Raw genomic sequence first — 21,301 nt, forward strand, 5'->3', positions numbered from 1 at the left:
GGGAACCGGCGGAGTTGCAAAATCGAGCGGATCGGCTTCGGTGCCGAATGATCACCATCGCAACCTTCAACGCAAAACGGCGTGGCAGCGAGGTTCATGTTGCTCTTCTTGAGCAGACGCGCGCCCCTCTACACGTAGGACCTGAAAGTAGGCAGATGGTTCCGCCGGAGCAAACCTCATACGCAGGCCAAGCGCAAGTTCGGGCCGCTGGCACAATTTCGCGCTTCCACCAGTGAAGGATCGCCGTCGCTCACTTGCCAACAGGTCTCGGCACCGACGCGCCAGAAATGGAGTTCGAGGCGATTTTTGCCCAGGCGCAAGTCGTTCAAGGTGAGTTCGTCTATCCAGTCGGGCAGCCTGGGATCGATGTACAGCTTACCATTTGGAGCGTCGGGCTGAAAGCCGATGATCGCCTGCAGAAGCGAAAAACAGGATCCGGCCGCCCATGCCTGCGGAACGTTCGCTCCCTTATATTGCACGGGGAAAGTCGTTGGCGTTCGCGGCAACCCGGCGAACAGCTCTGGCATTCGATGTTGCATGAAGTAGATTGCGGCGCTGCTCACGTCGCGAGAAAGGCGACATGCTTCCGCAAAAAAGCCATAGCGCCGGAAGCCGAGCGCGATCAGCCCGTTGTCATGCGGCCAGACGGAGCCGCGTTGATAGGAATGTGGATTGTAGGCCGGGTGATCGGCCGAAAGTGTCCGTATTCCCCAACCGCTCCACATATCCGGCCTCATCAGCCGATGCACCACCCTGGCGGCTCGGTCGGGTGGGACAATTCCCGACCAAAGACAGTGACCGGGGTTGGAAGCGACGCTCAGCACCGGCTTCTTGTCGCCATCCAACGCGAATGCATAGAAGCCGGATGCCTCGTCCCAGAAGACCTGGTTGAATCGATCGAACAAGCTCTTAGCTTTGAGGCGAAGCTGCCCGGCACGATCGCTATCGCCTCTGGCATCGAAGATTTCTGCCATGCGCTGCCAAGCATCATAGACATAGCCTTGCAATTCGCACAGCGCCTTGGGTCCCTTAACCAGGGTGCCATCGGGATAAACCAAAGCGTCACCGGCGTCTTTCCAGCTCTGATTCTCGTACCCCGCAGCCGAGCGGGTTTCGTATTCCTGGAACCCGTCGCCGTCACGGTCCCCGTACTGGTCAATCCAATCCAGGCACTTCTCGGCCGTTGCGATGTGTCGTTCGAGCAGGCCCGCGTCGCCGGTGCAACGCCAAGTGTTGTGGAGCACGATAAGATACAGAGGCGTAGCATCGGCCGTGCCGTAATACGGCGTATGGGGGATCAAATTGAAATGGGCGAGTTCGCCGGTGCGAAGCTCATGCATTATCTTTCCCGGTTCCGCATCGCGGTAGTCGTCGCGTTCGGTGGCCTGAAATCGCCCCAAGACGTCCAAGGCGCCGCGCGAAAAATCTGGGTAGACCAAGGCATTCTGCAGAGAGACTATCAGGCTGTCGCGACCGAACAGGCTTATGAACCAGGGGAGTCCGGCGGCTGGCACGTATTCCAGTTCGTCCGTTCCTTCGATCGGCAGCCGCAGCGCGGCCATGTCTTCGACCGCCTGATGGTAGAAGCGGTGAAATTCGCCATTGGAACAGTTGAACTTCAAGGCGCTGCGTTGCCATCCGGCGAGGCGTTTTGCAGTTTTCGACTCGAGGCATTTGTCAATGCAGACTCGGGGCGCGCGATAGATTGTCTCGCCATTGCCAAAGTCATAGAGAAGGCAAGCATGCCATTTCGCGCCCGGCTCGAGCTTGATATCGAAGCTGATCCGGCCATTGGCATAGACGGGCTTTGAGGCCATCCGGCGGACCTTGACAATGACGTCTCGCTTGAAGTCTCGATTCACGTAGGAGGTACGAAGGCTCGCCGCTCTGGACAGCCATTCCGTGGTAATACGTCCGCGGCGGACGATCGCGTCGGCCTTGACTTCGAAAAGATCGGCAAAGTCGCTGCGCATGGCAACTTCCAAATTGAAGCGCACTGACATTTGCCCGTGGTTTACGAGTTCAAAATCCTCATGCAGCCCCCCATCCAAGGCGCGGCCGATTACCAGCCCCAGGCTGCCTGCTGGCACATGGTTCGTTTCCGTCGCGAACCCCTGATTGACCAGATAGATCTTGGCGGCGAAGTAGGCGATGTTTCCGGAATTGAGGAGGTCCCATGCTTGCCCATTGGCAAAGATCTGCCAGCTGGATATCAGGCGTGTGTCAGATGCATATAAGCCGTTATAAGTGGGCCAGGCGATCTGGCCATCCGGTTCGGTGACAAGGAAGCTGCGTCCCTGGTTAATCGCCAGACGCGGCGGTCCGACTGTGATCTCCAGCGTCATTGGTTCAACCGTCACCCGACCGATTTGCATCCATCGGAACAGATTGCCGCCGCCGCCATCTTCGGCCACGAGAACTCACGTCTGCCTTGAACGCCTGCCCCCAGATTGTCCCGAAATCATGTACCAGGCAGGCGAACAACGACCAGGTCATCGACGAGCTCGAACAATCTGACCTTCGAGCACATACCCGCGAATAGAGGCGGACAAACCCGCCCCCTCCAGCAGAACTGTCAAGCCTGCTCTGGCGAGCACATCCTCCAGCCGACCCACAACGAGGCGCGGCGGGCCTCACCTCATTCATCACCAGCAGCTGGGTGAAACTGTGAGCCCCCGGCCATTGCGCACGTCTGCTGCTCGCCATCAGGATAGAGCCGGCGATCTGGCATCCTCCAACGCGCGAGCCGGAGAAAGATGGACACGTTCTGGCGAGGCCCGGCGACACTGCAATTTGGTCGCTGCGACGGCACGCGTCCATCCGGAGTTGTCCTCGACCGTCTTTCATCAAAATAGTCGCCGGCTTCAGGTGCTTGCGGGCGCCAACCTGCGACGTGCCTTCAGATCAAACTGGCGTATTCTCGGCGACTGTCAACGAGGAGAACGGCATTTGGACGCATTGGTGATGATACCTAGACACCTCTGAGCATCTGAAGCAGTGCAGGCCCGTGCCCAGACCAAAATGGCTTTGACTGGCATGGTGTTGCCACACTGGCGATCTGGGCTATGACGCTGTTCATCCGCTCGCCGAGCACCGCGATACTCAGGCTCTGCACGCCAAGATGGACGAATTGCTTCGCGCAGTCGTCGATGCCGACAACGAGACGGCGAAGATTGACAAGCAAAAACCAAAAGAAATTGAGGCGCAACGACAGCAAAACAGCAATGAAAATGAGCCCAGCCAAGCGACTCACTATATTCCCGGCCGGATCCCCCATGTCCAGAACTCTCATTGTGTTTGGTTCGATCATAGTTGCCATAAGTCTGTTGTGGCCCTGGTTGTCGCGGGTCGGTCTGGGCAAATTGCCCGGTGACGTCGTGATCCAACGTGAGAACTTCACGTTTTATGCTCCGATCGGCACCGGGATTCTTATCAGCATCGTGCTTTCGTTTGTTCTGTGGCTGCTCAACCGGTAGCGAGGACGGCGAGCCCGCGTCGCCGGAGGAAAAGAACGACGCGGGCCGATCGAAGCTATCCGATCCGGCAGCAAAAAATATAAGGGAAAGAGTTTGCTGCCAGGGCAGACCTTTCCCTGCGCGCCGGTGTTCCATTGCATGAGTAAAAAAGCCCGCACCGGGCGGGGGGCTCGGGGTCGGGCACGCCCTGTGCGCGCGGATCACAGGGATTTCAGATGCAGGGGCTGCAATACGTCCACCAACCAACGGTTGGACAACACGACGCTTGATTCCGAGAACTTTCCTCAGCGCCGAAGGGGCAAGATAGTTGCCGGAACTCAGCCTTGGCGCGGCACGTTGCTAAGTCGTCGACCTTCGCAAAGGATGGATGCAATGGCGAAAGACATATCTCGCGAGGAAGAGCAACGCGGCACCGAAAAAGTTCTCTTCTGGGGCGCTGCAATCGCCCTTGTCCTTTTTGTGTCTCTGGTGACCATCGCCCTCATAGGGACATCCTGATCTGTTTCGACAGCAGGATTGGACCGGTGGGCCGTCTTGGTGAGCTTAGGGCGGATGCCGGGCTGCTAGGCTAGAAGCCGCTCCCATCGGCCGTTTGTCGTCTCGATCCCGAGTCGAGCAGCAACGCGCGGAATTCAGAAAAATTAATTGCGCGGGTCACAACTGCAGCAAAACTGTCCCAATCCGAGCCGATCGGCTGTCCTTCTCTAGAGAGGAAAAGCTACGAGAGGACGCTACAGGCCTAACTTCTCCCGCAGCGCATCAATGCGTTTAGAAGCTTCCGACTTGCTAAGGCCGTCAGCATAGGCGTCAGGCTCGTCGGCCTGTTCGGCCAGAGTTTTCAAATAGGACGCTTGTGCGGGAGTCATTGGATCATCTCCGCTGACCCAATCTTCCGGGTCCTTTTCGACATTTGCCGACGCCTCGATTTTTGGGTTGTGCCGGTCGACCATGCTCAACCTCCCTTGATGATCACCACAATGAGAAATGATCATGATTTGTTCCGCCGCATTGCTAGCCTTCTCTGACCGTTTGCGTTGGCCCGGTCTGCGGATCGAAGAGAACCAGTGAAGGCCGCCTCGAGCGGCGCTTTTGCTCGACTGCGCCGTCGTAAAAAGGTGCTCCGCCGTGATATTTTTTAATTATACAGGCACTTCAACAGTCGCGATGGAATTACGTGAGAGCTGTTGCAATCGGCCGCTCCGGCGCCTATTGTGTCTTGCAACAGATCCGAGCTAAACGCATGGTAACTGTTGAATTGGCTGATTTTGTTGAGTTAAATAACGATCAGCGTCGGGAAAAAGTCAATTCCGACCAACGGTTCATTGCGCTCAGAGAGGCCCAAGGGAAGGCGAAGAGCTTTCGGGGATCCCTCGTCTGGCACACGGTGAACGGCATCGAACATTTGATGCGAAGCTACTACGACGCCGCTGGCGTACGACACCAAAAGGCAGAGGGTCGTCGCTCGCCGGCGAGCGAAGCTGTCAAGGCGGATTGGGAAGCCGCTCGCGCGTCCGCCCAAGAAACGCTCTCTGCGCGACAGGAGCAGATGGAGCGCCAATCTGCTGTCAATCGCGCGCTCCGGCTTGGGCGTGTTCCCCTGATCGCGGCAAGAATTGTCAGAGCAATCGATAACGCCGGTCTTCTCGGAGAAGGCATTCGTGTTGCAGGCACGAATGCGATCTACGCCTATGAGGCGGCGGCGGGAGTGTTCGTGGATCCCGGAATCACATCGACGCAAGACATCGATCTCCTCATGGACTCGCGCCAGTCCCTCAGGGTCATGTCTGGCGCCAACGTCGAAGATGGAGCGCTCATCAACCTTTTGCGCAAGGTCGATCGGTCTTTCGAGCGTTCATCCGCCACCTTCCGCGCGGTGAACCGCGACGGATACCTCGTCGATCTGATCAAACCGCTCGCAAACCCCGCGTGGAAGCCGAGCCGGGAAACTATCGGGAAGGCCGACGACGAATTGGTGGCCGCCGAGATCGCCGGCCTGGCATGGTTGGAAAATGCCCCTGCTTTCGAAGCGATCGCCATCGATGAAAAAGGCGGACCGGTACGGCTGGTGGTTCCCGATCCGCGTATTTTTGCCGCTCACAAATTCTGGCTCTCAAAACGAGCTGACCGCGAGCCAATCAAGCGCCGTCGCGACCTGGCCCAAGCGCAAGTGGTTGCCCGGCTGACGACGCAGTATCTCGAGCATCTCCCCTACGAAGCAAGCGACCTTCAGGTCCTCCCAAGGGCCGTTTTCGATGAGGCCCATCATTTATTCGCGCCACCAGCGTCGCGGCCGTGAATGTTTGAGCTACATGTTGGCCGTCTGGATTGGCCCTGAACTTCCAACCGATCGAAGACGCGGCCCAGCAGCGCCTGATCGGAGGGGCAAGACGCTTAATTGCCATGACACCCCTTGATGCAGGCCCCGGCGATAGAATCGAAACCAATTGGGCGCTACTACAGGGTTCAAGCTGGAGACAGCCGATGATCTTAGAGTCTCGTGCTCATGCCGGTTCGATATCCGTTTGTGAGAAGTCTTTGCCGATGGAAAGCAGCGGTTCGTCTGCACGCTTTGCCAAAGCATAGGAGAGGCAATCGGCAAAATTTAGCGCTGCCGGGTGGTGGCCTTTGCCGTAGGTCAGCCAACCCTGGGTCGCCAGATCAACCAAGTCGACAGGAATGATATCGGCCTCGATTTTGCGCAGCCAAAGATCGATCTCGGCCAACGCGTGTTCGCCGCGCCTGCTGACCAGCACCATGCGTGCCTCGAGCACGCAGGTTGCCGGGACCAGACGGATTGGGTCGGAGACCAGCGCTCGTTCCAGCCTTGTTGCCTCAGGCTCGCTCCGAAGGATCGCTACAATAGCTGAGGTATCGATCACCATCAGTTAGGGATTCCATACTCGTCATACCCGATGATCTCCTCGTCGCTGCGACTATCCACTTCAGGTAATCGTGCCACTCTTTCTCTGATGGCGCGCAATTCAGCCAGCCAGACGCTCCTGCGCAGTCTCTCCAAAGCCCAAGCGGTGCAAGCGCTCGCTAAGGGCCCGATGAATGGCTGCTGTCTTGCTGATACCCTGGCGGCGTGCGAGTTCATCGGCGAGAGCAACAGTGGCCGGATTTTTGATGTTCGGGGACACGAGAAACTCCAAAATCTACCTTTCAGGCAATTTCCATCATAGCCCACTAGGCTCTTCAACATACGTGCTGCCTTGCCTATACCCGTACCGGATTGACCACGACAGTCGCCTGGCCGGCGTCTGCCGAGCCGCTGATCCTCCGTTGGGATGCCACCCCTGAATGTCGGGCGGTCGATGGCACTGGTCGAAAGGTCTCGATCGGCGAAAGCGATCCGTATTGGTCGACCCCGAGCTGTAAATCCGCCTTCTGGTAGATATAGCCGCCTGCTGGAGCGGCGACGTCCTATCGTGCACTGGGCTGCTTGAGCCCTCGCAATCTTGTTACCGAATTTCGCAAGTCTCTGCACGTCATGCCACGATAGTCGGTTTTACTTGTTGCGGAGCCAGTGTTCATGCTTTTTCTAATTATCCCCGAGCGCGGCACGAACCAGTCCGCCGCCAGAAACGGGGACCATCGTGGCCACCAACCATCATGCCAACAAGGGACCGGTGCCGCGCGGCACGCGCATGCTGCGCACCGCTCTCGGCCCGGCCATAGCAGCTTTCCTTGACGATCCGGCCATCGTCGAGGTGATGCTTAATCCCGATGGTCGCCTCTGGATTGATCGCCTCACCGAAGGACTTGTTGCAAGCAATGAAATAATGATCGCGGCCGACGGCGAACGGATCGTCAGGCTGGTCGCGCACCATGTCGGTGCGGAGGTGCATTCGGGCTCGCCGCGCGTTTCGGCTGAACTGCCCGGGACCGGTGAACGGTTCGAAGGCCTGGTGCCCCCTGTCGTCACGGCACCAACATTCGCCATCCGCAAGCCGGCAGTCGCGGTATTTACGCTTCGAGACTATGTCGCGGCCGGCATCATGACCGAAGGCCAGGCTGACACCCTGCAGCTTGCCGTGGAGACACGGAAGAACGTGCTGGTGGCGGGCGGCACATCGACGGGCAAGACCACGCTGGTCAACGCGCTTTTGGCGGAGGTGGCTAAAACCGCCGAGCGCGTCGTGCTGATCGAGGACACACGCGAGTTGCAGTGTGCTGCGCCCAATCTTGTAGCGCTGCGCACCAAGGACGGTGTCGCCTCGTTGTCCGATCTGGTGAAGTCGTCATTACGGCTTCGGCCCGACCGCATCCCGATCGGCGAGGTACGCGGGGCCGAAGCGCTCGATCTGTTGAAGGCATGGGGCACCGGTCATCCCGGCGGCATCGGCACCATTCACGCCAATTCTGCCATTGGCGCATTGCGGCGACTGGAACAGCTCGTACAGGAGGCCGTCGTTACGGTCCCGCGCGCGCTGATCGCTGAAACCATAGATCTCATCGCGGTTCTTGCTGGCCGTGGCGCAGCGCGCCGGCTTGTCGAGATCGCCTTGGTCGACGGGCTCGATCCGGCCACCGGCGACTACCGCACCCTGGAAGCAAATCTCGAGACCACAACGGCCCTGAATCACCACTCGCCCTATGGAGCTTCAGAATGACCCCCATTCCCTTCAATTCATTGGCTTTCCATAAGCCTGCCGTGAAGCTGTCGTATGCGGCGACCACTGCGATCATGATGATTGCACCTGCCCATGCTGCCGGTTCTTCCATGCCCTGGGAGGAGCCGCTTCAGCAAATTCTCGAATCGATCGAGGGGCCAGTCGCCAAGATCGTGGCGGTGATCATCATCATCATCACCGGCCTTTCGCTCGCCTTCGGCGACACGTCAGGCGGATTTCGCCGGCTGATCCAGATCGTCTTCGGGCTGTCGATCGCTTTCGCGGCAAGTTCGTTCTTCCTGTCCTTTTTCTCCTTCGGCGGCGGAGCGCTGATCTGATGGAGGAGGAAGTCCGTGGCTTTTTCGCGCCGATTCATCGCGCACTCACCGAACCGATCCTGCTCGGCGGCGCGCCACGCGCCATCGCCATCGCCAACGGCACGCTGGCCGGCGCGGTCGGATTGGGACTTCGTTTGTGGATCGCCGGGCTCATCATCTGGGCAGTCGGGCATCTCATGGCCGTCTGGGCGGCAAAGCGCGATGCGCAATTCGTCGATGTGGTTCGCCGACACCTGCGCTACCCCACGCATTTCGGCTGTTGAGCTCCTCATCATGATGAACCTCGCGGAATACCGAAAGAAGAGCGCCAGCCTCGCAGACTATCTGCCTTGGGCTGCCCTGGTTGCGCCGGGCGTGGTGCTCAACAAGGACGGCAGTTTTCAAAGGACGGCGCGTTTTCGCGGGCCGGATCTGGACTCCGCCACGCCCGCGGAACTGGTCGGCACGACCGCGCGGCTCAACGGCGCGCTGCGCCGGCTGGGCTCCGGCTGGGCAATCTTTGTCGAAGCGCAGCGCAATCCTGCCAGCAGCTACCCCGACAGCCGGTTCCCGGATTGCGCATCCGCGCTTCTCGATATCGAGCGTCGGGAACAGTTCGGAGCCTCCGGAGTGCTGTTTGAAAGCAGCTACTTTCTCACTTTCATGTGGCTGCCTCCGGCCGAGGAAGCGTCGCGAATGGAGAGCTTCCTCTACGAAGGCCGGGAAAAGGCGGGCATCGATCCCTGGGAGCTCCTGAAGACTTTTGTCGATCGCACCGAGCGCGTGCTCAACCTCATCGAGGGCTTCGTTCCCGAAGCTTGCTGGCTCGATGACGGCGAGACACTGAGTTACCTGCACTCAACCATTTCGACCAAGCGGCATCGCGTTCGCGTGCCAGAAACACCGATGCATCTCGACGCTTTGCTTGTCGATCAGCCGTTGGCCGGGGGCTTGGAGCCGAGGCTTGGCGATGCGCATCTGCGCACACTCACCGTCACCGGGTTCCCGACGATGACCTTCCCGGGGATTCTTGACGATCTTAATCGGCTTGCCTTCCCCTACCGCTGGTCCACGCGCGCGATCATGCTGGACAAGACCGACGCGACCAAGTTGGTGACGAAAATACGCCGTCAGTGGTTCGCGAAACGGAAATCCCTCGCCGCGATCCTTAAGGAGGTGATGACCAACGAAGCGTCCGTCCTCGTCGACACGGACGCCGCCAACAAGGCGGCCGATGCAGACGCGGCGCTGCAGGACCTGGGCTCTGACCAGATCGGCGAAGCCTATGTCACCGCCACCGTGACAGTCTGGGATACCGATCCCTCGATTGCCGACGAAAAGCTGCGTCTGGTCGAAAAGATCATTCAGGGCAGGGACTTCACCTGTATCGCCGAAGGCGTCAACGCTGTCGAAGCTTGGCTGGGCGGCATTCCTGGCCATGCCTATGCCAATATTCGCCAGCCGCCGCTTTCGACGCTCAACCTCGCGCACATGATTCCGCTTTCCGCGGTCTGGGCAGGTCCGATCGAGGACGAGCACTTTGGCGCCCCGCCGCTGTTCTTTGCCAGAACGGAGGGCGCCACACCGTTCCGGTTCAGCCTGCATGTTGGCGATGTCGGTCACACCCTCGTCATCGGCCCGACCGGCGCCGGCAAGTCGGTCCTGTTGGCGATGATCGCGCTTCAGTTCCGGCGCTACCAGAACAGCCAGCTCTTTGCCTTCGATTTCGGCGGCTCAATCCGCGCTGCCATGCTCGCCATGAATGGTGATTGGCACAGTCTCGGAAGCAATGCTGAAAGCGGGCAGGTGTCTGACGATCCGTTGCCCTTGCTCACCTTGGCCGATCTGTCGAGCGATGTCGGCACCGGGTCGCTACAGCCGCTTGCCCGCATCCATCATATACCAGAGCGGGCCTGGGCGGCCGACTGGCTTGTCGATATTCTAGTGCGCGAGGGCGTACCCATCACGCCGCAGGTCAAGGAACATCTGTGGTCGGCGCTGACATCGCTGGCTTCTGCGCCAGTCCAGGAGAGGACGCTGACTGGCCTGTCCGTGCTGCTGCAGTCTTCGCCGCTCAAACAGGCGCTTGGCCCCTACTGCATCGGCAGCGCTTATGGCCGGCTGCTTGATGGCGAGCATGAGCGTCTCGGCGACGCCTCCGTCCAAGCGTTCGAAACCGAGGGCCTGATCGGCACGGGTGCTGCTCCCGCGGTACTTGCCTATCTTTTCCACCGCCTCGAGCAAAGGATGGACGGTCGGCCGACACTGCTTCTCATCGACGAGGGCTGGCTGGCGCTCGATGATGGCGGTTTCGCCGACCAGCTGCGCGAATGGCTGAAGACGCTCAGAAAGAAGAACGCCAGCGTGGTCTTCGCCACGCAGTCGCTTTCCGACATCGACGGATCGCCAATTGCGCCGGCAATAGTCGAAAGCTGCCCGACGCGGCTGTTCCTGCCGAACGAGCGCGCCATCGAGCCGCAGATCGCCGCGGTCTACCGACGCTTTGGCCTCAACGATCGCCAGATCGAGATCATCGCCAGGGCGATCCCGAAGCGCGACTATTACTGTCAAAGCCGCCGCGGCAACCGTCTGTTTGAACTGGGGCTCGGTCCGATCGCGCTGGCGCTTTGCGCCACATCGTCCAAATCGGACCAGGCTGCGATCGACCGGATAATCGCCGAGGCCGGCCGAGACCATTTCCTCGAGGCCTGGCTGGCAGAGCGCGGTCTCTCCTGGGCTGCCGACCTCATCCCAGATCTCACCAACGTGATCGAACAGTCCACAGAGGAGATTTCGTCATGAATTTCGTTCTTGCAGGCAGCCCTATCCGTCGCATGGCGGCAGCCGGTGCCATTGCGGTCGCGACGGCGCTGTCATCGGCACCAGCATCGGCGCTGATCGTGTTCGATCCCAGGAATTACGCCGAAAACCTGCTCTCGGCATCGCGTGCCCTGGAGCAGATCCACAACCAGATCACCTCGCTGCAAAACGAAGCGCAGATGCTGATCAACCAGGCCAAGAATCTCACGTCGCTGCCGACCTCGCTGCTTGGCCAAATTGAGGGCAATTTTTCCGAGATGAATAGCCTGCTCGGCGAGGCCGAGAAGCTGGCCTATAGCGTCCAGGACATCGAGAGCCAGTTTACCTCCACTTACACGAATTTCGGTTCGGATCTCTCCAGCCAGCAGCTTGTCGAGGGTGCGCGTCAACGCTGGCAGACCTCGGTGTCTGCCTTCGAGCATTCGCTGAAAACCGGCGCCGTCGCCGTCGACAACATCGCAGGGACACAAGAGCAGACGAGTGCGCTGGTCAGCGCCAGCCAATCGGCTGTCGGCGTGCTGCAGGCGACGCAAGCCGGTAACCAGCTTCTTGCCGTGCAGGCCAAGCAAGTTGCCGATCTTACCGCGATGCTGGCCGCACAAGGAAGGGCCGACGCCCTTGAGCAGGCGAGGAGGGCAGCCGCGCAGGAGCAGGCACGAGAACAGTTCAGCCGTTTCATGACGGGCCGCAGCTACAGCCCGTCATCCGTAAGAATGTTCCACGACTGAGGCGAAGACCGCATGGACCTCAAGATCGCCGCCCGGATAACAGCCGTTCTTGCACTTGGCGCCGCCATGACCGCCGCCTTCATGGTGCTGCGCGGCGACGGCTCGCGGGACGCGTCCTCCCCGCACTCCGCGCATCCGGGCGGCGAGCCGGCAAGAGTCGAACTTGGCCGATGCCGGGACATTGGCATTGCGGCGATTGATGACGACGCCTGCAGGAAAGCCTGGGCTGAAGGCCGCCGACGTTTCCTGCGGCTATCCCGCCCGATCGTGCCAAACGTGGCTCCGTCGATCGAAAAGAACCCGAGCCGGGTGCCACCGCTCCAACGGCCAACGCCACCTTTCGCGGAAGACCGGCCCTATCCCGAAACGGTGGCGCCATGAACGACACCGGGGTGATTGATCGCTTCCTCGAGACTTTCACTCGCTACATCGATTCCGGCTTTGGTCTGCTCGGCGGAGAAGTTGCGTTTCTCACTTCGACCCTAATTGTAATCGACATCACACTGGCCGGCCTGTTCTGGGCCTGGGGTGCTGATGAGGACGTGCTGCACCGGCTGGTGAAGAAGACGCTCTACATCGGGTTCTTCGCCTTCGTCATCGGCAACTTCAACCGTCTTGCCGGGATCGTCTTCGAGAGCTTTTCCGGGCTGGGCCTGAAGGCTGGAGGCTCGGCACTTTCAGGCTCGGCATTGCTGCAGCCAGGCCGCGTTGCGCAAGTCGGCATCGATGCCGGCAATCCGATCCTCGAGGCTGCCAGCCAATTGATGGGCTACGTCTCGTTCTTCGAGAATTTCGTCCAGATCGTAGTGCTGATGATCGCCTGGGCAATCGTATTGATTGCGTTCTTTCTTCTGGCTGTCCAGATCTTCGTCACACTGGTCGAATTCAAGCTGACGACGCTTGCCGGGTTTGTGCTGCTCCCCTTTGCGCTGTTCAACCGGACCACTTTCCTTGCCGAAAAGGTGCTCGGCAACATCGTTGCCTCCGGCGTCAAGATCCTGGTCCTTGCCGTCATCGTCGGCATCGGCTCGGGCCTGTTCGGCGAGTTCACCCAGGGCTTCGGCGCTGAGCAGCCCACTATCACGGATGCGCTGTCGCTTGTCCTGGGCGCTCTGTCGCTGATGGGGCTGTCGATCTTCGGTCCCGGCATTGCGACGGGGCTGGTCTCTGGTGCCCCGCAATTGGGCGCAGGTGCCGCTGTTGGCACGAGCCTCGTCGCTGGCGGCCTTGGCTTGGCTGGCGCTGCGGGTGCCCATGCTGCAATAGGCGGTGCTGCAGGCGCGCTCAACGCCGGTGGGCGTGTATCGGCAGCAGCCGCACGCGGCGGCGCACACCTGGCCGGCAGCACTTCGGCCGCCTGGGAGCTTGGCGCAGGGACATCTGGAAGAGGTGGTGCGGGCTCAGTCGCCGCCGGCATGGCGGGGATCGCAAAGGTTGGTGCCAGCGCTGCCGTTCGACCCGTCAAGCAGGCGATGTCACGCGCCGCGTCAGCCCTGTCCGACAGCTACGAGGCCGGCCGCTTTGCGGCTTTGAATGCGGCGAGTGGAGAGCAATCGTCGCGAACGGCTTCCTCCGGTGAATGGCCGACCACCGCAGCCAATGCCGACTCTGCGCCCGCATGGGCAAAGCGCATGAAACGCAGCCAGGCTATGAGCCATGGCGCCAGCATCGCCGCGCATTCGATCCACTCGAGCAATGATGGCGGCGGCTCGATGAATGTTTCCCTCGATCAGGACGACCGCCGATGAACCTCTTTCGACGCCCTTTTGTTCGTTACGGAAAAACGCCTCACCCTGAGACGCCCTATCAGCGCGCAGCCCAGACTTGGGACGAGCGCATCGGCTCGGCTCGCGTCCAGGCGAAGAACTGGCGGCTAATGGCCTTCGGCTCCCTCGTCCTGGCCGGCGGTTTTGCATCCGCATTGGTCTGGCAATCGACGCGCGGCTCAGTGGTTCCCTGGGTGGTTCAGGTCGACAAGTTTGGCGAGGCGCAGCTTGTCGCCCCGGCCGTTGCCGACTATCGGCCGACCGATCCGCAGATCGCGTGGCATCTGGCCCGCTTCATCGAACAGGTCAGAAGCATTCCGGCCGACCCTGTCATCGTTCGCCAAAACTGGCTGCGCGCCTACGATTACACCACAGACCGCGGCGCCATTTCTCTCAATGATTATGCACGCTTGAACGACCCGTTTGCTAAATTAGGCAAACTCCAGATCGCGATCGAGGTTTCCAGCGTCATCCGTGCTACGCCCGATTCCTTTCGCGTCGCCTGGATTGAGCGCCGCTACGAGAATGGCAACCTGGCCGGCAGCGAGCGCTGGACCGCAATCCTCACAATCGTGATTCAGCAACCCCGCGACGCTGACCGGCTCAAAGCCAATCCGCTTGGCGTCTATGTCAACGCCATCAGCTGGTCGAAGGAGTTTTCATGATGCGTGCAGCACCAACAAGAACGTCGAGACCGGCCACGCGCAGTGCGCCCAAGGCACGTAGGCTTGCCCTGGCACTGCTGTCGGCGACAGCGCTCGCCGGGTGTGCATCGAAGAAATACATTCCGCCGCAGATCGCCTATGACGATCCGGTGCCTGCCGTACGCACGGTCGACCCACCTGGTCCTGTGAAGGTAGTGGAATTGCCGAAACCGCTTCCGCTTCCAGGTCAGTTGAAACCGGTCGAGGCCACTAAGATGAAGCTGGAGCCCACCGATCCGAAGCAGCGGATCAGCCAGGCCAATGAGGCAGCAAGAATGCAGCCGGTTCGCGACGGCTTCGTCAACGCCATCCAGCTCTATCCCTGGAGTGAGGGCGCGCTCTACCAGATCTATGCCGCGCCCGGCCAGGTCACCGACATCGCCTTGCAGCCCGGCGAGCAGCTCGTCGGCTCCGGGCCTGTTGCCGCCGGCGACACGGTGCGCTGGATCATCGGCGACACACAAAGCGGGGCAGGGGAGCGCCAGCAGGTCCATATTCTTGTGAAGCCGACACGGCCGGATCTGCAGACCAATCTCATCATCAACAGCGACCGCCGCACCTATCATCTCGAGCTGCGCTCGACCGAAAACACCTACATGGCCTCGGTCTCCTGGCAGTATCCGCAGGACCAGCTGATTGCGCTGCGGCGTCAGAACGCGCAGGCTTCCGCCGCTCAGCCGGTCGCCTCCGGCGTCGACATACAGAAGCTGAATTTCCGCTATCGCATCGAAGGCGACACGGCGCCGTGGCGGCCGCTTCGCGCCTTCGACGACGGTGCAAAAGTCTACATCGAGTTCCCGTCAGGCATAGGGCAGGGCGAAATGCCGCCGCTCTTTGTCATCAGTCCATCGGGCGGCTCGGAACTGGTCAACTACCGTGCTCGCCAGAACTACTACGTTGTTGATCGGCTGTTTGCCGCCGCTGAATTGAGGCTCGGCGACAAAACAAGCGAAAAGCGCGTTCGCATCGTGCGCACGGACGGCAAACGAACCTGGCCCAGCACGAGGCTGTTCCGATGAGCGACCTTGCGAATGCACCCAACCAGGACATACGAGCGGAACTGCGCCTGCGGCCCGAACCGGCCCGGGTCACCCGACTGTCGCGCAAGGTCCTGACAGGCGTTGGTGGAGTTGCCAGCGCTGCGATCCTCGGCACGTTGATTTGGGCACTCGACACCAGACAGCGCGGAACCGAACAGCCGGCCGAGCTCTTCACCACCGAAAACCGCTCAACGGCCGACGGGCTTCAGAAGCTGCCGAAGGACTATGCTGGGGTTCCGCAGCTCGGCCCCGCTCTGCCTGGCGATTTGGGCCGGCCGATCTTGCGTGCCCAGGAGCGTGGCCAGCCGGTTGGGGCGTCCAACATCAGTGCACCGCGCGCCGATCCGGAAGAGCAGCGCCGACTGGCCGAGATCGAGTCCGCACGCGTGGCGAAGCTCTTCACCGACACGAACACGAGAGCTGGTCCCGCTCGACAGGGTGCTGGCAGCAGAGTCGTAGAACCGGACACCCAATCTGGTCTGACTCTGCCCCCCGAGCCGCCACCGATCGATCCTGGTGCCGCGCAAAACATGCAGGATCGCAAGCTGGCCTTCGTCAATGCCGAGCCAGACCGTCGCACCGTCAGTCCCAATCGGCTCGCCGAGAAGGCCTCGGCCTCTGTGGTGCAAGCCGGCACAGTCATTCCAGCTGCCCTTATCACCGGCATCCGCTCCGACCTGCCTGGCGAGATCACCGCTCAGGTCACGGAAAATGTCTACGACAGCCCAACGGGCTCATACCTTCTGATCCCGCAGGGTGCGAGGTTGATCGGCCAGTACGACAGCCATGTCGCCTTCGGCCAGTCGCGCGTGCTGCTGGTCTGGAACCGGCTGATCATGCCTGACGGCACCTCGATCGTGCTGGAGCGCCAGCAGGGCGCAGACGCTGAAGGATTTTCCGGGCTGGAGGACGAGGTCGACCATCATTGGGCCCAGATGTTCCGGGCCGCAGCACTCTCGACATTGCTGGGCTTTGGGACATCGCTTAGGTCCAGCCACGACGAAAGCGAAATCGCCAAGGCCATCCGCGAAAGCGCGCAGGATTCAGCCTCCGATATTGGCCAGCAGATCGTACGCAATCAACTCAATGTCCAGCCTACGCTCACTGTGCGGCCCGGTTCCCCGGTTCGCGTGATCGTCAACCGCGACCTTGTTCTATTGCCTTACGGCACGCCGAAGGATCCGTCATGACCAAGCTGAAACTCTCCGCTCTTCCCGACGACCGTCCAGTCAAGATCACGGTCGAACTGCCTGCCGCCGTTCATCGCGACCTTGTCGGTTTTGCCGATTATCTGAACAGTCAACATGTCCTTGTCTCACAAGCAGGAGGTGAACAGTGGCAGATCTGAGGCTCGGTCGGCTGCCGAAGGTTGGTGTCGTCCGCATGACCATCATCCTGCCGGAGCCTCTCAAGGAGGAACTCGATCAGTATGCGGCCGAGCACAGCCGGCTCTATGAACCCGTGGACACCGCTGCCCTGATTCCGCACATGCTGGAAGCCTTCGTCGGTTCGGATCGCGGCTGGCGCAGCCGTAAGGCGAAGGCCGGCCGTGCCCGTCAACGAGGGGCGTCTCCAGCCAGCAGTATGACGCGAAGCGGTGCTGAAGGTGATGGCTCCGCCTGAAGCTGTCGTAATGGCTTTACCCTAAGCGGAATACCGGTTCCGGTCCTAAGCGGAAGCTCGCTTGCTCCGGGCCAATTCACGGCCATGACCCGAAGCCGTCATCCAGTCGTCGAAGCTGTGGGTTAGCAACGGGGTGGTAACGGACGTTCGGCGGATGGGTTACAACCCAGGGACGCTTCGGAACAGACGGCGAATATTTCGTTCCCTCCTTCCCTGAGCTTCGAAGTTTGTCGCTGCCTCCCCGGCCTTATCGTGCTATGCTGCTAGCGGCCTTCCTTGAAGGGAAACGGAAATGTCCGGCATGTCAACGTTGACGCGGACTTTCATTGCCGCTGTTCTTGTCGGCTGCGCGTTTGTCGTGTCGTTTGCCTTCGGAGCGGGAGTTACCGAGGATGTCGTGACAGGAACGCGACTCGCGGAATTGCTCCGTGCGGGGCGAAGCATCATCTCGAACTATCAGACGCTCATTAATGATCCTGCACTTGGCGACAAGCACCTCGACGGTGAGCGCATTACGAGAGAGGCCATCGCCGCATACTCAAAACACACCGGCAACGACCCGCTTTCCGGCGAATTGAGCGAGCGCGACCGGCGTCTGCTTGAGGTCCAGATTGAGGCGATGCGAGAGGTGGTGGACGAACAGCAAGATAACATCAACCGCGCGGGAATCGCTTTCAAGGGTTTCGTGCCAGCGGTGTTTGCGCGTCTGATGAATGACAAGTTCGGCGCCAAGGCCGGCAACGAAGCTCGAGTGCGCGTGACTGCGCCAGAGCAACTCGTGCGTAACCGCAAATCGCTTCCGGACGCCTGGGAAGCACAGATCATCGAAAAGGTCTTGCTGGATCCGCAGAGAGCGAAGGGAGAAGCCTACACGGACGTCACAGAGGTGGATGGACGCCCGGCATTTCGAATGCTGCTGCCCGAATACTATACTGGATCGTGTCTTTCCTGTCACGGCGAGCCGAAGGGCGAGATCGACGTGACAGGATATCCAAAGGAGGGCGGCAAAGCGGGCGATCTGGGAGGCGCGATCAGCATCGTCTTGTTCAAATGAGCGCTTTGGAACAATCATCGCACCAAGTGGAAGCCGTATCGGCGCCGGCGAGGCCACTTGCGCGTAGCTTCGCCAATCTGCCGATTTCGGCCCGCATAGCTGCGCTGACAGCGGCCGGCCTTATCAGCCTCATCGTATCGTCCATCTTTCTCACACAGGCACTTTATCGCAGTGCAGATCGAACCGCGGAGACCAAGGCATTTTTCGACGTCGCGTCCACTGCGGCTACGGCCCACGTAACATTCGGGGAATTGCGATACTGGCTGACTGATTTGTCGGTTAGCTTATTGATGAATTCCCAGCGCAATGCCGAGCAGGCGCGCGAGCGACTGCTGGCACATCTGGACCGCCTTTCGAAATCATCACCGGAGGCGGTCAGGGAAATCCGTGTTGAGATCGATGCCTATGTCAAAACTGCCTTGCAGGCGGCAGACAACTATACTCAAGACAACCGCATCATCGGCAACACTCTCCTCGCCGAGGCGCGCACCCATAGCGCAAATGTGGATGCCGCGCTTAACAAACTCGTCGAACGAGCGAGCGCCGAGGCAGAAGCCGCTCGCAACGAGGTCGTAGCAGAAACCCAGAAAACGGCAACTACCGCTGCCGTTCTGGTGGCCATCGTGGTGATGATCGGATCGCTTCTCACCATCCTTGTTCTTCGCTCGATCATCGGCCCGTTGCGGCGGTTGAACCGGGTGATCGGAAATCTGACGGAAGGACGCTACGACGTCGAAATACAGGCAGAGGGAGGGGACGAGCTCGGCGCGATGGCGCGGACCCTTCGGCTTTTCCGGGCGAGCGCAATTGAAAAGCAAAGACTGGAAGATGAGGCGGAACGGCAAAGACGGACGATCGCAGCGGCACTCGAGGCGATTTCTGACGGATTTATCCTGTTCGATTCGGAGGACAAGGTCCTTCTTGCCAACAGCAAATACTGCGAAATCTTTCCCGGCAATGAGCGAGCTACTCTTCCTGGGCAAAGCCTTCAGGATATTCTGAAAGGACGCTTGGCGAGCGGGCACGTCGACCTTGAGGGCGCGTCGCCGGAGGAATGGATTGCGAAGAGGCTGCGTATCCAGAAGGATCCGGCAGGCTTCGTCCACGAGGGTCGCTTCGGAGAACGCTGGGTCCGGGTCAGCAAACGAAAGACCCCCGACGGCGGGACCGTCGCCGTTTACACCGACATCACGGAACTGAAGCAGAGAGAGGTCGAACTCGAGCGGGCCAAGAGCCATGCTGAAGCGGCAAATGAGGCCAAGAGCAGCTTCCTCGCGTCCATGAGCCACGAGCTACGCACTCCACTGAACGCGATCATTGGCTACAGCGAGATGCTGATCGAAGAGGCGAGTGACGAGCAAATGAACGAGTTCGTCCCAGATGTGGAAAAGATCGCCGGGGCCGGTCGCCATCTCCTCGCGCTCATCAACGACATTCTCGATCTGTCGAAGATCGAGGCAAACAAGATGGAAAATTTTCTGGAGACTTTCGACGTCGCCGACTTGTTGCGCGATGTCCAGGCTACAGTCGCGCCACTGATGGCGAAAAACCGAAACAGTTTCGTGCTGGACCTCGCAGGCGACCTCGGGAAAATGCATTCGGACCAGACGAAGTTGCGTCATAACCTCTTCAATTTACTCAGTAACGCTGCCAAGTTCACAGAAGTGGGCCGTGTAATGCTGGCGGTTCGACGCAACAGGAGATCGGACGGAGACTGGCTGATATTCACGGTGTCGGACACCGGGATCGGGATGACGCCGGAGCAGCAAGAGCGGCTCTTTGACGCTTTTATGCAAGCAGACGCGTCCACCACGCGCAACTATGGCGGAACGGGATTGGGCCTTAGCATAACCCGGAGTTTCTGCCGAATGATCGGAGGCGTTGTAACGGTCAGGAGCGAATTCGGAAAAGGCTCGACCTTCACAATGGAGATTCCAGCCGAGTGCAACGAGGAATCTAGCGAGCAGCGATCCGCCGAACCGCTGTCGTCGAGGCCGTCGGACAAGGCGGTTCTGATCATCGATGACGAACCGGCTGCCCGAACCCTCATCGCCAGGGCATTGGCAGAGGCTGGACTGGCGTCGATCGAAGCAGCAAGTGGCGAGGAAGGAATAGCCGCTGCGCGAGCGCATCGCCCCGTCGCAATCGTTCTCGACATTATCATGCCGCATCAGGACGGCTGGTCAGTGCTGCGCTCGCTGAAGAGCGACAAGGAGCTCTGCGAGATTCCAGTAATCCTTGCGACGATACTTGCAGATCGCGAACTCGGCCTCTCACTCGGTGCGGTCGAATACCTGACGAAGCCGATCGACACGCGGAAGCTTGTTCGAACAATAGAGGCTAGCGGCAATGGTAACCGCGATGTGCTTGTTATTGATGACGATCAAGCCTCCCGCGATTTCCTTCGGCGTATTCTGGTCAAGAAGGATTGGCGGGTTCACGAGGCAAGCGATGGCCTGCGCGGCCTCAAGCTGATGAAGCGGTTGTTGCCGCGTCTGGTCCTGCTTGATCTGCTGATGCCCGAAATGGACGGATTCGAGACCTTGATCGAAATGCAGCAGGTGCCCGAGCTGCAGAAGATTCCGGTCGTCGTCGTGACTTCCAAGGATTTGTCGGCGGACGAGCTCAAATGGCTTCGCGACAGGGCGGTCGCGGTTGTTACCAAGGGCGCAAACAGTCGGTCTCAGTTGGTCGAGGCCCTCGAGCGCCAGATAGTCCCACTTGGATCGACAGGTGCCAGCATTGCCGATCGTGGAACCGCCCCCATGGCTGAAGGAAGCCTAGGATGACGAGGATCCTTCTCGTAGAAGACAACGAATTGAACCGCGACATGCTCTCGCGGCGGTTGTCGCGGCGTGGGTTCGAAGTCCTAATTGCGGAAAACGGACAGTCGGGCGTGGAACTCACCGTTTCGGAAAGGCCGGATCTCATCCTCATGGATATGAGCTTGCCGGTCATGGACGGGTGGGAGGCGACCCGGCGGATCAAGGCTGATCCGGTCACCTCCGGGATCCCGATCATTGCGCTTTCTGCGCACGCGATGGCCAGCGATCGCGAAATGGCGCTCGAGGCCGGCTGCGATGACTACGATAGCAAGCCGGTGGACCTGTCGCGACTTGTCCAGAAAATTGAACAATTGCTTGCGGGGAATCGATGAGGC

Annotated in this window: 22 protein-coding genes and 1 pseudogene; 18 read left to right on the forward strand and 5 right to left on the reverse strand. The window is 60.1% G+C overall.

The window, feature by feature from the left end; genetic code table 11:
- Positions 1-176 precede the first annotated feature (176 nt).
- Both NMG46_RS16040 and NMG46_RS16045 read right to left on the reverse strand, forming a co-directional pair.
- Entirely contained in the window at positions 177-2,414 is a 2,238-nt protein-coding gene (locus tag NMG46_RS16040; RefSeq protein ID WP_368389301.1) for a glycogen debranching N-terminal domain-containing protein, read from the reverse strand.
- Positions 2,415-2,971: 557 nt separating this feature from the next.
- Positions 2,972-3,244, reverse strand: coding sequence for a hypothetical protein (locus NMG46_RS16045; RefSeq protein WP_254818600.1), 273 nt, complete (start codon positions 3,242-3,244; stop codon positions 2,972-2,974).
- 31 nt (positions 3,245-3,275) lie between these two features.
- Between NMG46_RS16045 and NMG46_RS16050 the strand changes: the two genes are divergently transcribed.
- Positions 3,276-3,476 (forward strand): DUF2905 domain-containing protein, encoded by a 201-nt coding sequence (locus NMG46_RS16050; RefSeq protein WP_254818601.1) that lies wholly within the window; start codon positions 3,276-3,278, stop codon positions 3,474-3,476.
- A gap of 372 nt (positions 3,477-3,848) precedes the next feature.
- Positions 3,849-3,974 carry a hypothetical protein gene (locus NMG46_RS29710; protein ID WP_302895698.1) on the forward strand — a complete coding sequence of 42 codons (126 nt, stop codon included), beginning with the start codon at positions 3,849-3,851 and terminating at the stop codon, positions 3,972-3,974.
- A 233-nt stretch (positions 3,975-4,207) separates the two neighbouring features.
- On the opposite strand, the gene NMG46_RS16055 is transcribed toward NMG46_RS29710, so the two are convergent.
- Positions 4,208-4,468 carry a DUF3072 domain-containing protein gene (locus NMG46_RS16055; RefSeq protein WP_254818602.1) on the reverse strand — a complete coding sequence of 87 codons (261 nt, stop codon included), beginning with the start codon at positions 4,466-4,468 and terminating at the stop codon, positions 4,208-4,210.
- A gap of 248 nt (positions 4,469-4,716) precedes the next feature.
- Between NMG46_RS16055 and NMG46_RS16060 the strand changes: the two genes are divergently transcribed.
- Entirely contained in the window at positions 4,717-5,772 is a 1,056-nt protein-coding gene (locus tag NMG46_RS16060) for a nucleotidyltransferase domain-containing protein (RefSeq protein ID WP_254818603.1), read from the forward strand.
- 205 nt (positions 5,773-5,977) lie between these two features.
- Here the strand turns inward: NMG46_RS16060 and NMG46_RS16065 are convergent, their stop codons facing one another.
- Both NMG46_RS16065 and NMG46_RS29715 read right to left on the reverse strand, forming a co-directional pair.
- A complete protein-coding gene (locus NMG46_RS16065) occupies positions 5,978-6,358 on the reverse strand; it encodes a type II toxin-antitoxin system VapC family toxin (RefSeq protein WP_254818604.1) in 381 nt (126 codons plus the stop codon).
- A 99-nt stretch (positions 6,359-6,457) separates the two neighbouring features.
- Positions 6,458-6,616 carry a type II toxin-antitoxin system VapB family antitoxin gene (locus tag NMG46_RS29715; RefSeq protein WP_368389302.1) on the reverse strand — a complete coding sequence of 53 codons (159 nt, stop codon included), beginning with the start codon at positions 6,614-6,616 and terminating at the stop codon, positions 6,458-6,460.
- A 507-nt stretch (positions 6,617-7,123) separates the two neighbouring features.
- Between NMG46_RS29715 and trbB the strand changes: the two genes are divergently transcribed.
- From trbB to NMG46_RS16145, 15 genes and pseudogenes are all read left to right on the forward strand, one after another.
- Positions 7,124-8,089: a P-type conjugative transfer ATPase TrbB gene (gene trbB / locus NMG46_RS16075; protein ID WP_254818675.1), complete on the forward strand. Its 966-nt coding sequence runs from the start codon at positions 7,124-7,126 to the stop codon at positions 8,087-8,089.
- Between the two features lie 74 nt (positions 8,090-8,163).
- The gene (locus NMG46_RS16080; protein ID WP_254818676.1) at positions 8,164-8,427 is read left to right on the forward strand and encodes a TrbC/VirB2 family protein; all 264 of its coding nucleotides are present in this window, start codon (positions 8,164-8,166) and stop codon (positions 8,425-8,427) included.
- Entirely contained in the window at positions 8,427-8,690 is a 264-nt protein-coding gene (locus tag NMG46_RS16085) for a VirB3 family type IV secretion system protein (RefSeq protein WP_254818605.1), read from the forward strand. Before NMG46_RS16080 ends, NMG46_RS16085 begins: the two co-directional genes overlap by 1 nt.
- 10 nt (positions 8,691-8,700) lie before the next feature.
- The gene (gene trbE / locus NMG46_RS16090; RefSeq protein WP_254818606.1) at positions 8,701-11,208 is read left to right on the forward strand and encodes a conjugal transfer protein TrbE; all 2,508 of its coding nucleotides are present in this window, start codon (positions 8,701-8,703) and stop codon (positions 11,206-11,208) included.
- Positions 11,209-11,240: 32 nt separating this feature from the next.
- The gene (gene trbJ / locus NMG46_RS16095; RefSeq protein ID WP_254818677.1) at positions 11,241-11,954 is read left to right on the forward strand and encodes a P-type conjugative transfer protein TrbJ; all 714 of its coding nucleotides are present in this window, start codon (positions 11,241-11,243) and stop codon (positions 11,952-11,954) included.
- 12 nt (positions 11,955-11,966) lie between these two features.
- Positions 11,967-12,335, forward strand: a complete 369-nt coding sequence (gene trbK-alt / locus NMG46_RS16100; protein ID WP_254818607.1) for a putative entry exclusion protein TrbK-alt — start codon at positions 11,967-11,969, stop codon at positions 12,333-12,335.
- Positions 12,332-13,702, forward strand: a complete 1,371-nt coding sequence (gene trbL, locus NMG46_RS16105) for a P-type conjugative transfer protein TrbL (RefSeq protein ID WP_254818608.1) — start codon at positions 12,332-12,334, stop codon at positions 13,700-13,702. The genes trbK-alt and trbL overlap by 4 nt, the downstream gene beginning before the upstream one ends.
- Complete coding sequence (gene trbF, locus NMG46_RS16110) at positions 13,699-14,385, forward strand: conjugal transfer protein TrbF (RefSeq protein WP_254818609.1); 687 nt, start codon at positions 13,699-13,701, stop codon at positions 14,383-14,385. Before trbL ends, trbF begins: the two co-directional genes overlap by 4 nt.
- Positions 14,382-15,443 carry a P-type conjugative transfer protein TrbG gene (gene trbG / locus NMG46_RS16115; RefSeq protein WP_254818610.1) on the forward strand — a complete coding sequence of 354 codons (1,062 nt, stop codon included), beginning with the start codon at positions 14,382-14,384 and terminating at the stop codon, positions 15,441-15,443. The genes trbF and trbG overlap by 4 nt, the downstream gene beginning before the upstream one ends.
- Positions 15,440-16,654, forward strand: a complete 1,215-nt coding sequence (locus NMG46_RS16120) for a TrbI/VirB10 family protein (protein WP_254818611.1) — start codon at positions 15,440-15,442, stop codon at positions 16,652-16,654. Before trbG ends, NMG46_RS16120 begins: the two co-directional genes overlap by 4 nt.
- Positions 16,651-16,758: pseudogene (locus tag NMG46_RS16125) on the forward strand (DUF2274 domain-containing protein); the annotation flags it as partial. The gene NMG46_RS16120 and the pseudogene NMG46_RS16125, both read left to right, overlap by 4 nt.
- Before the next feature lie 89 nt (positions 16,759-16,847).
- Positions 16,848-17,087, forward strand: coding sequence for a DUF2274 domain-containing protein (locus NMG46_RS16130; protein WP_254818612.1), 240 nt, complete (start codon positions 16,848-16,850; stop codon positions 17,085-17,087).
- Positions 17,088-17,379: 292 nt separating this feature from the next.
- A complete protein-coding gene (locus tag NMG46_RS16135) occupies positions 17,380-18,141 on the forward strand; it encodes a DUF3365 domain-containing protein (protein ID WP_254818613.1) in 762 nt (253 codons plus the stop codon).
- A complete protein-coding gene (locus NMG46_RS16140) occupies positions 18,138-20,930 on the forward strand; it encodes a response regulator (RefSeq protein ID WP_254818614.1) in 2,793 nt (930 codons plus the stop codon). The genes NMG46_RS16135 and NMG46_RS16140 overlap by 4 nt, the downstream gene beginning before the upstream one ends.
- Positions 20,927-21,298 carry a response regulator gene (locus NMG46_RS16145; protein ID WP_254818615.1) on the forward strand — a complete coding sequence of 124 codons (372 nt, stop codon included), beginning with the start codon at positions 20,927-20,929 and terminating at the stop codon, positions 21,296-21,298. Before NMG46_RS16140 ends, NMG46_RS16145 begins: the two co-directional genes overlap by 4 nt.
- Positions 21,299-21,301: the final 3 nt, after the last annotated feature.

This window comes from Mesorhizobium sp. LMG 17147, assembly GCF_024297145.1.
Taxonomy (GTDB): Bacteria; Pseudomonadota; Alphaproteobacteria; order Rhizobiales; family Rhizobiaceae; genus Mesorhizobium.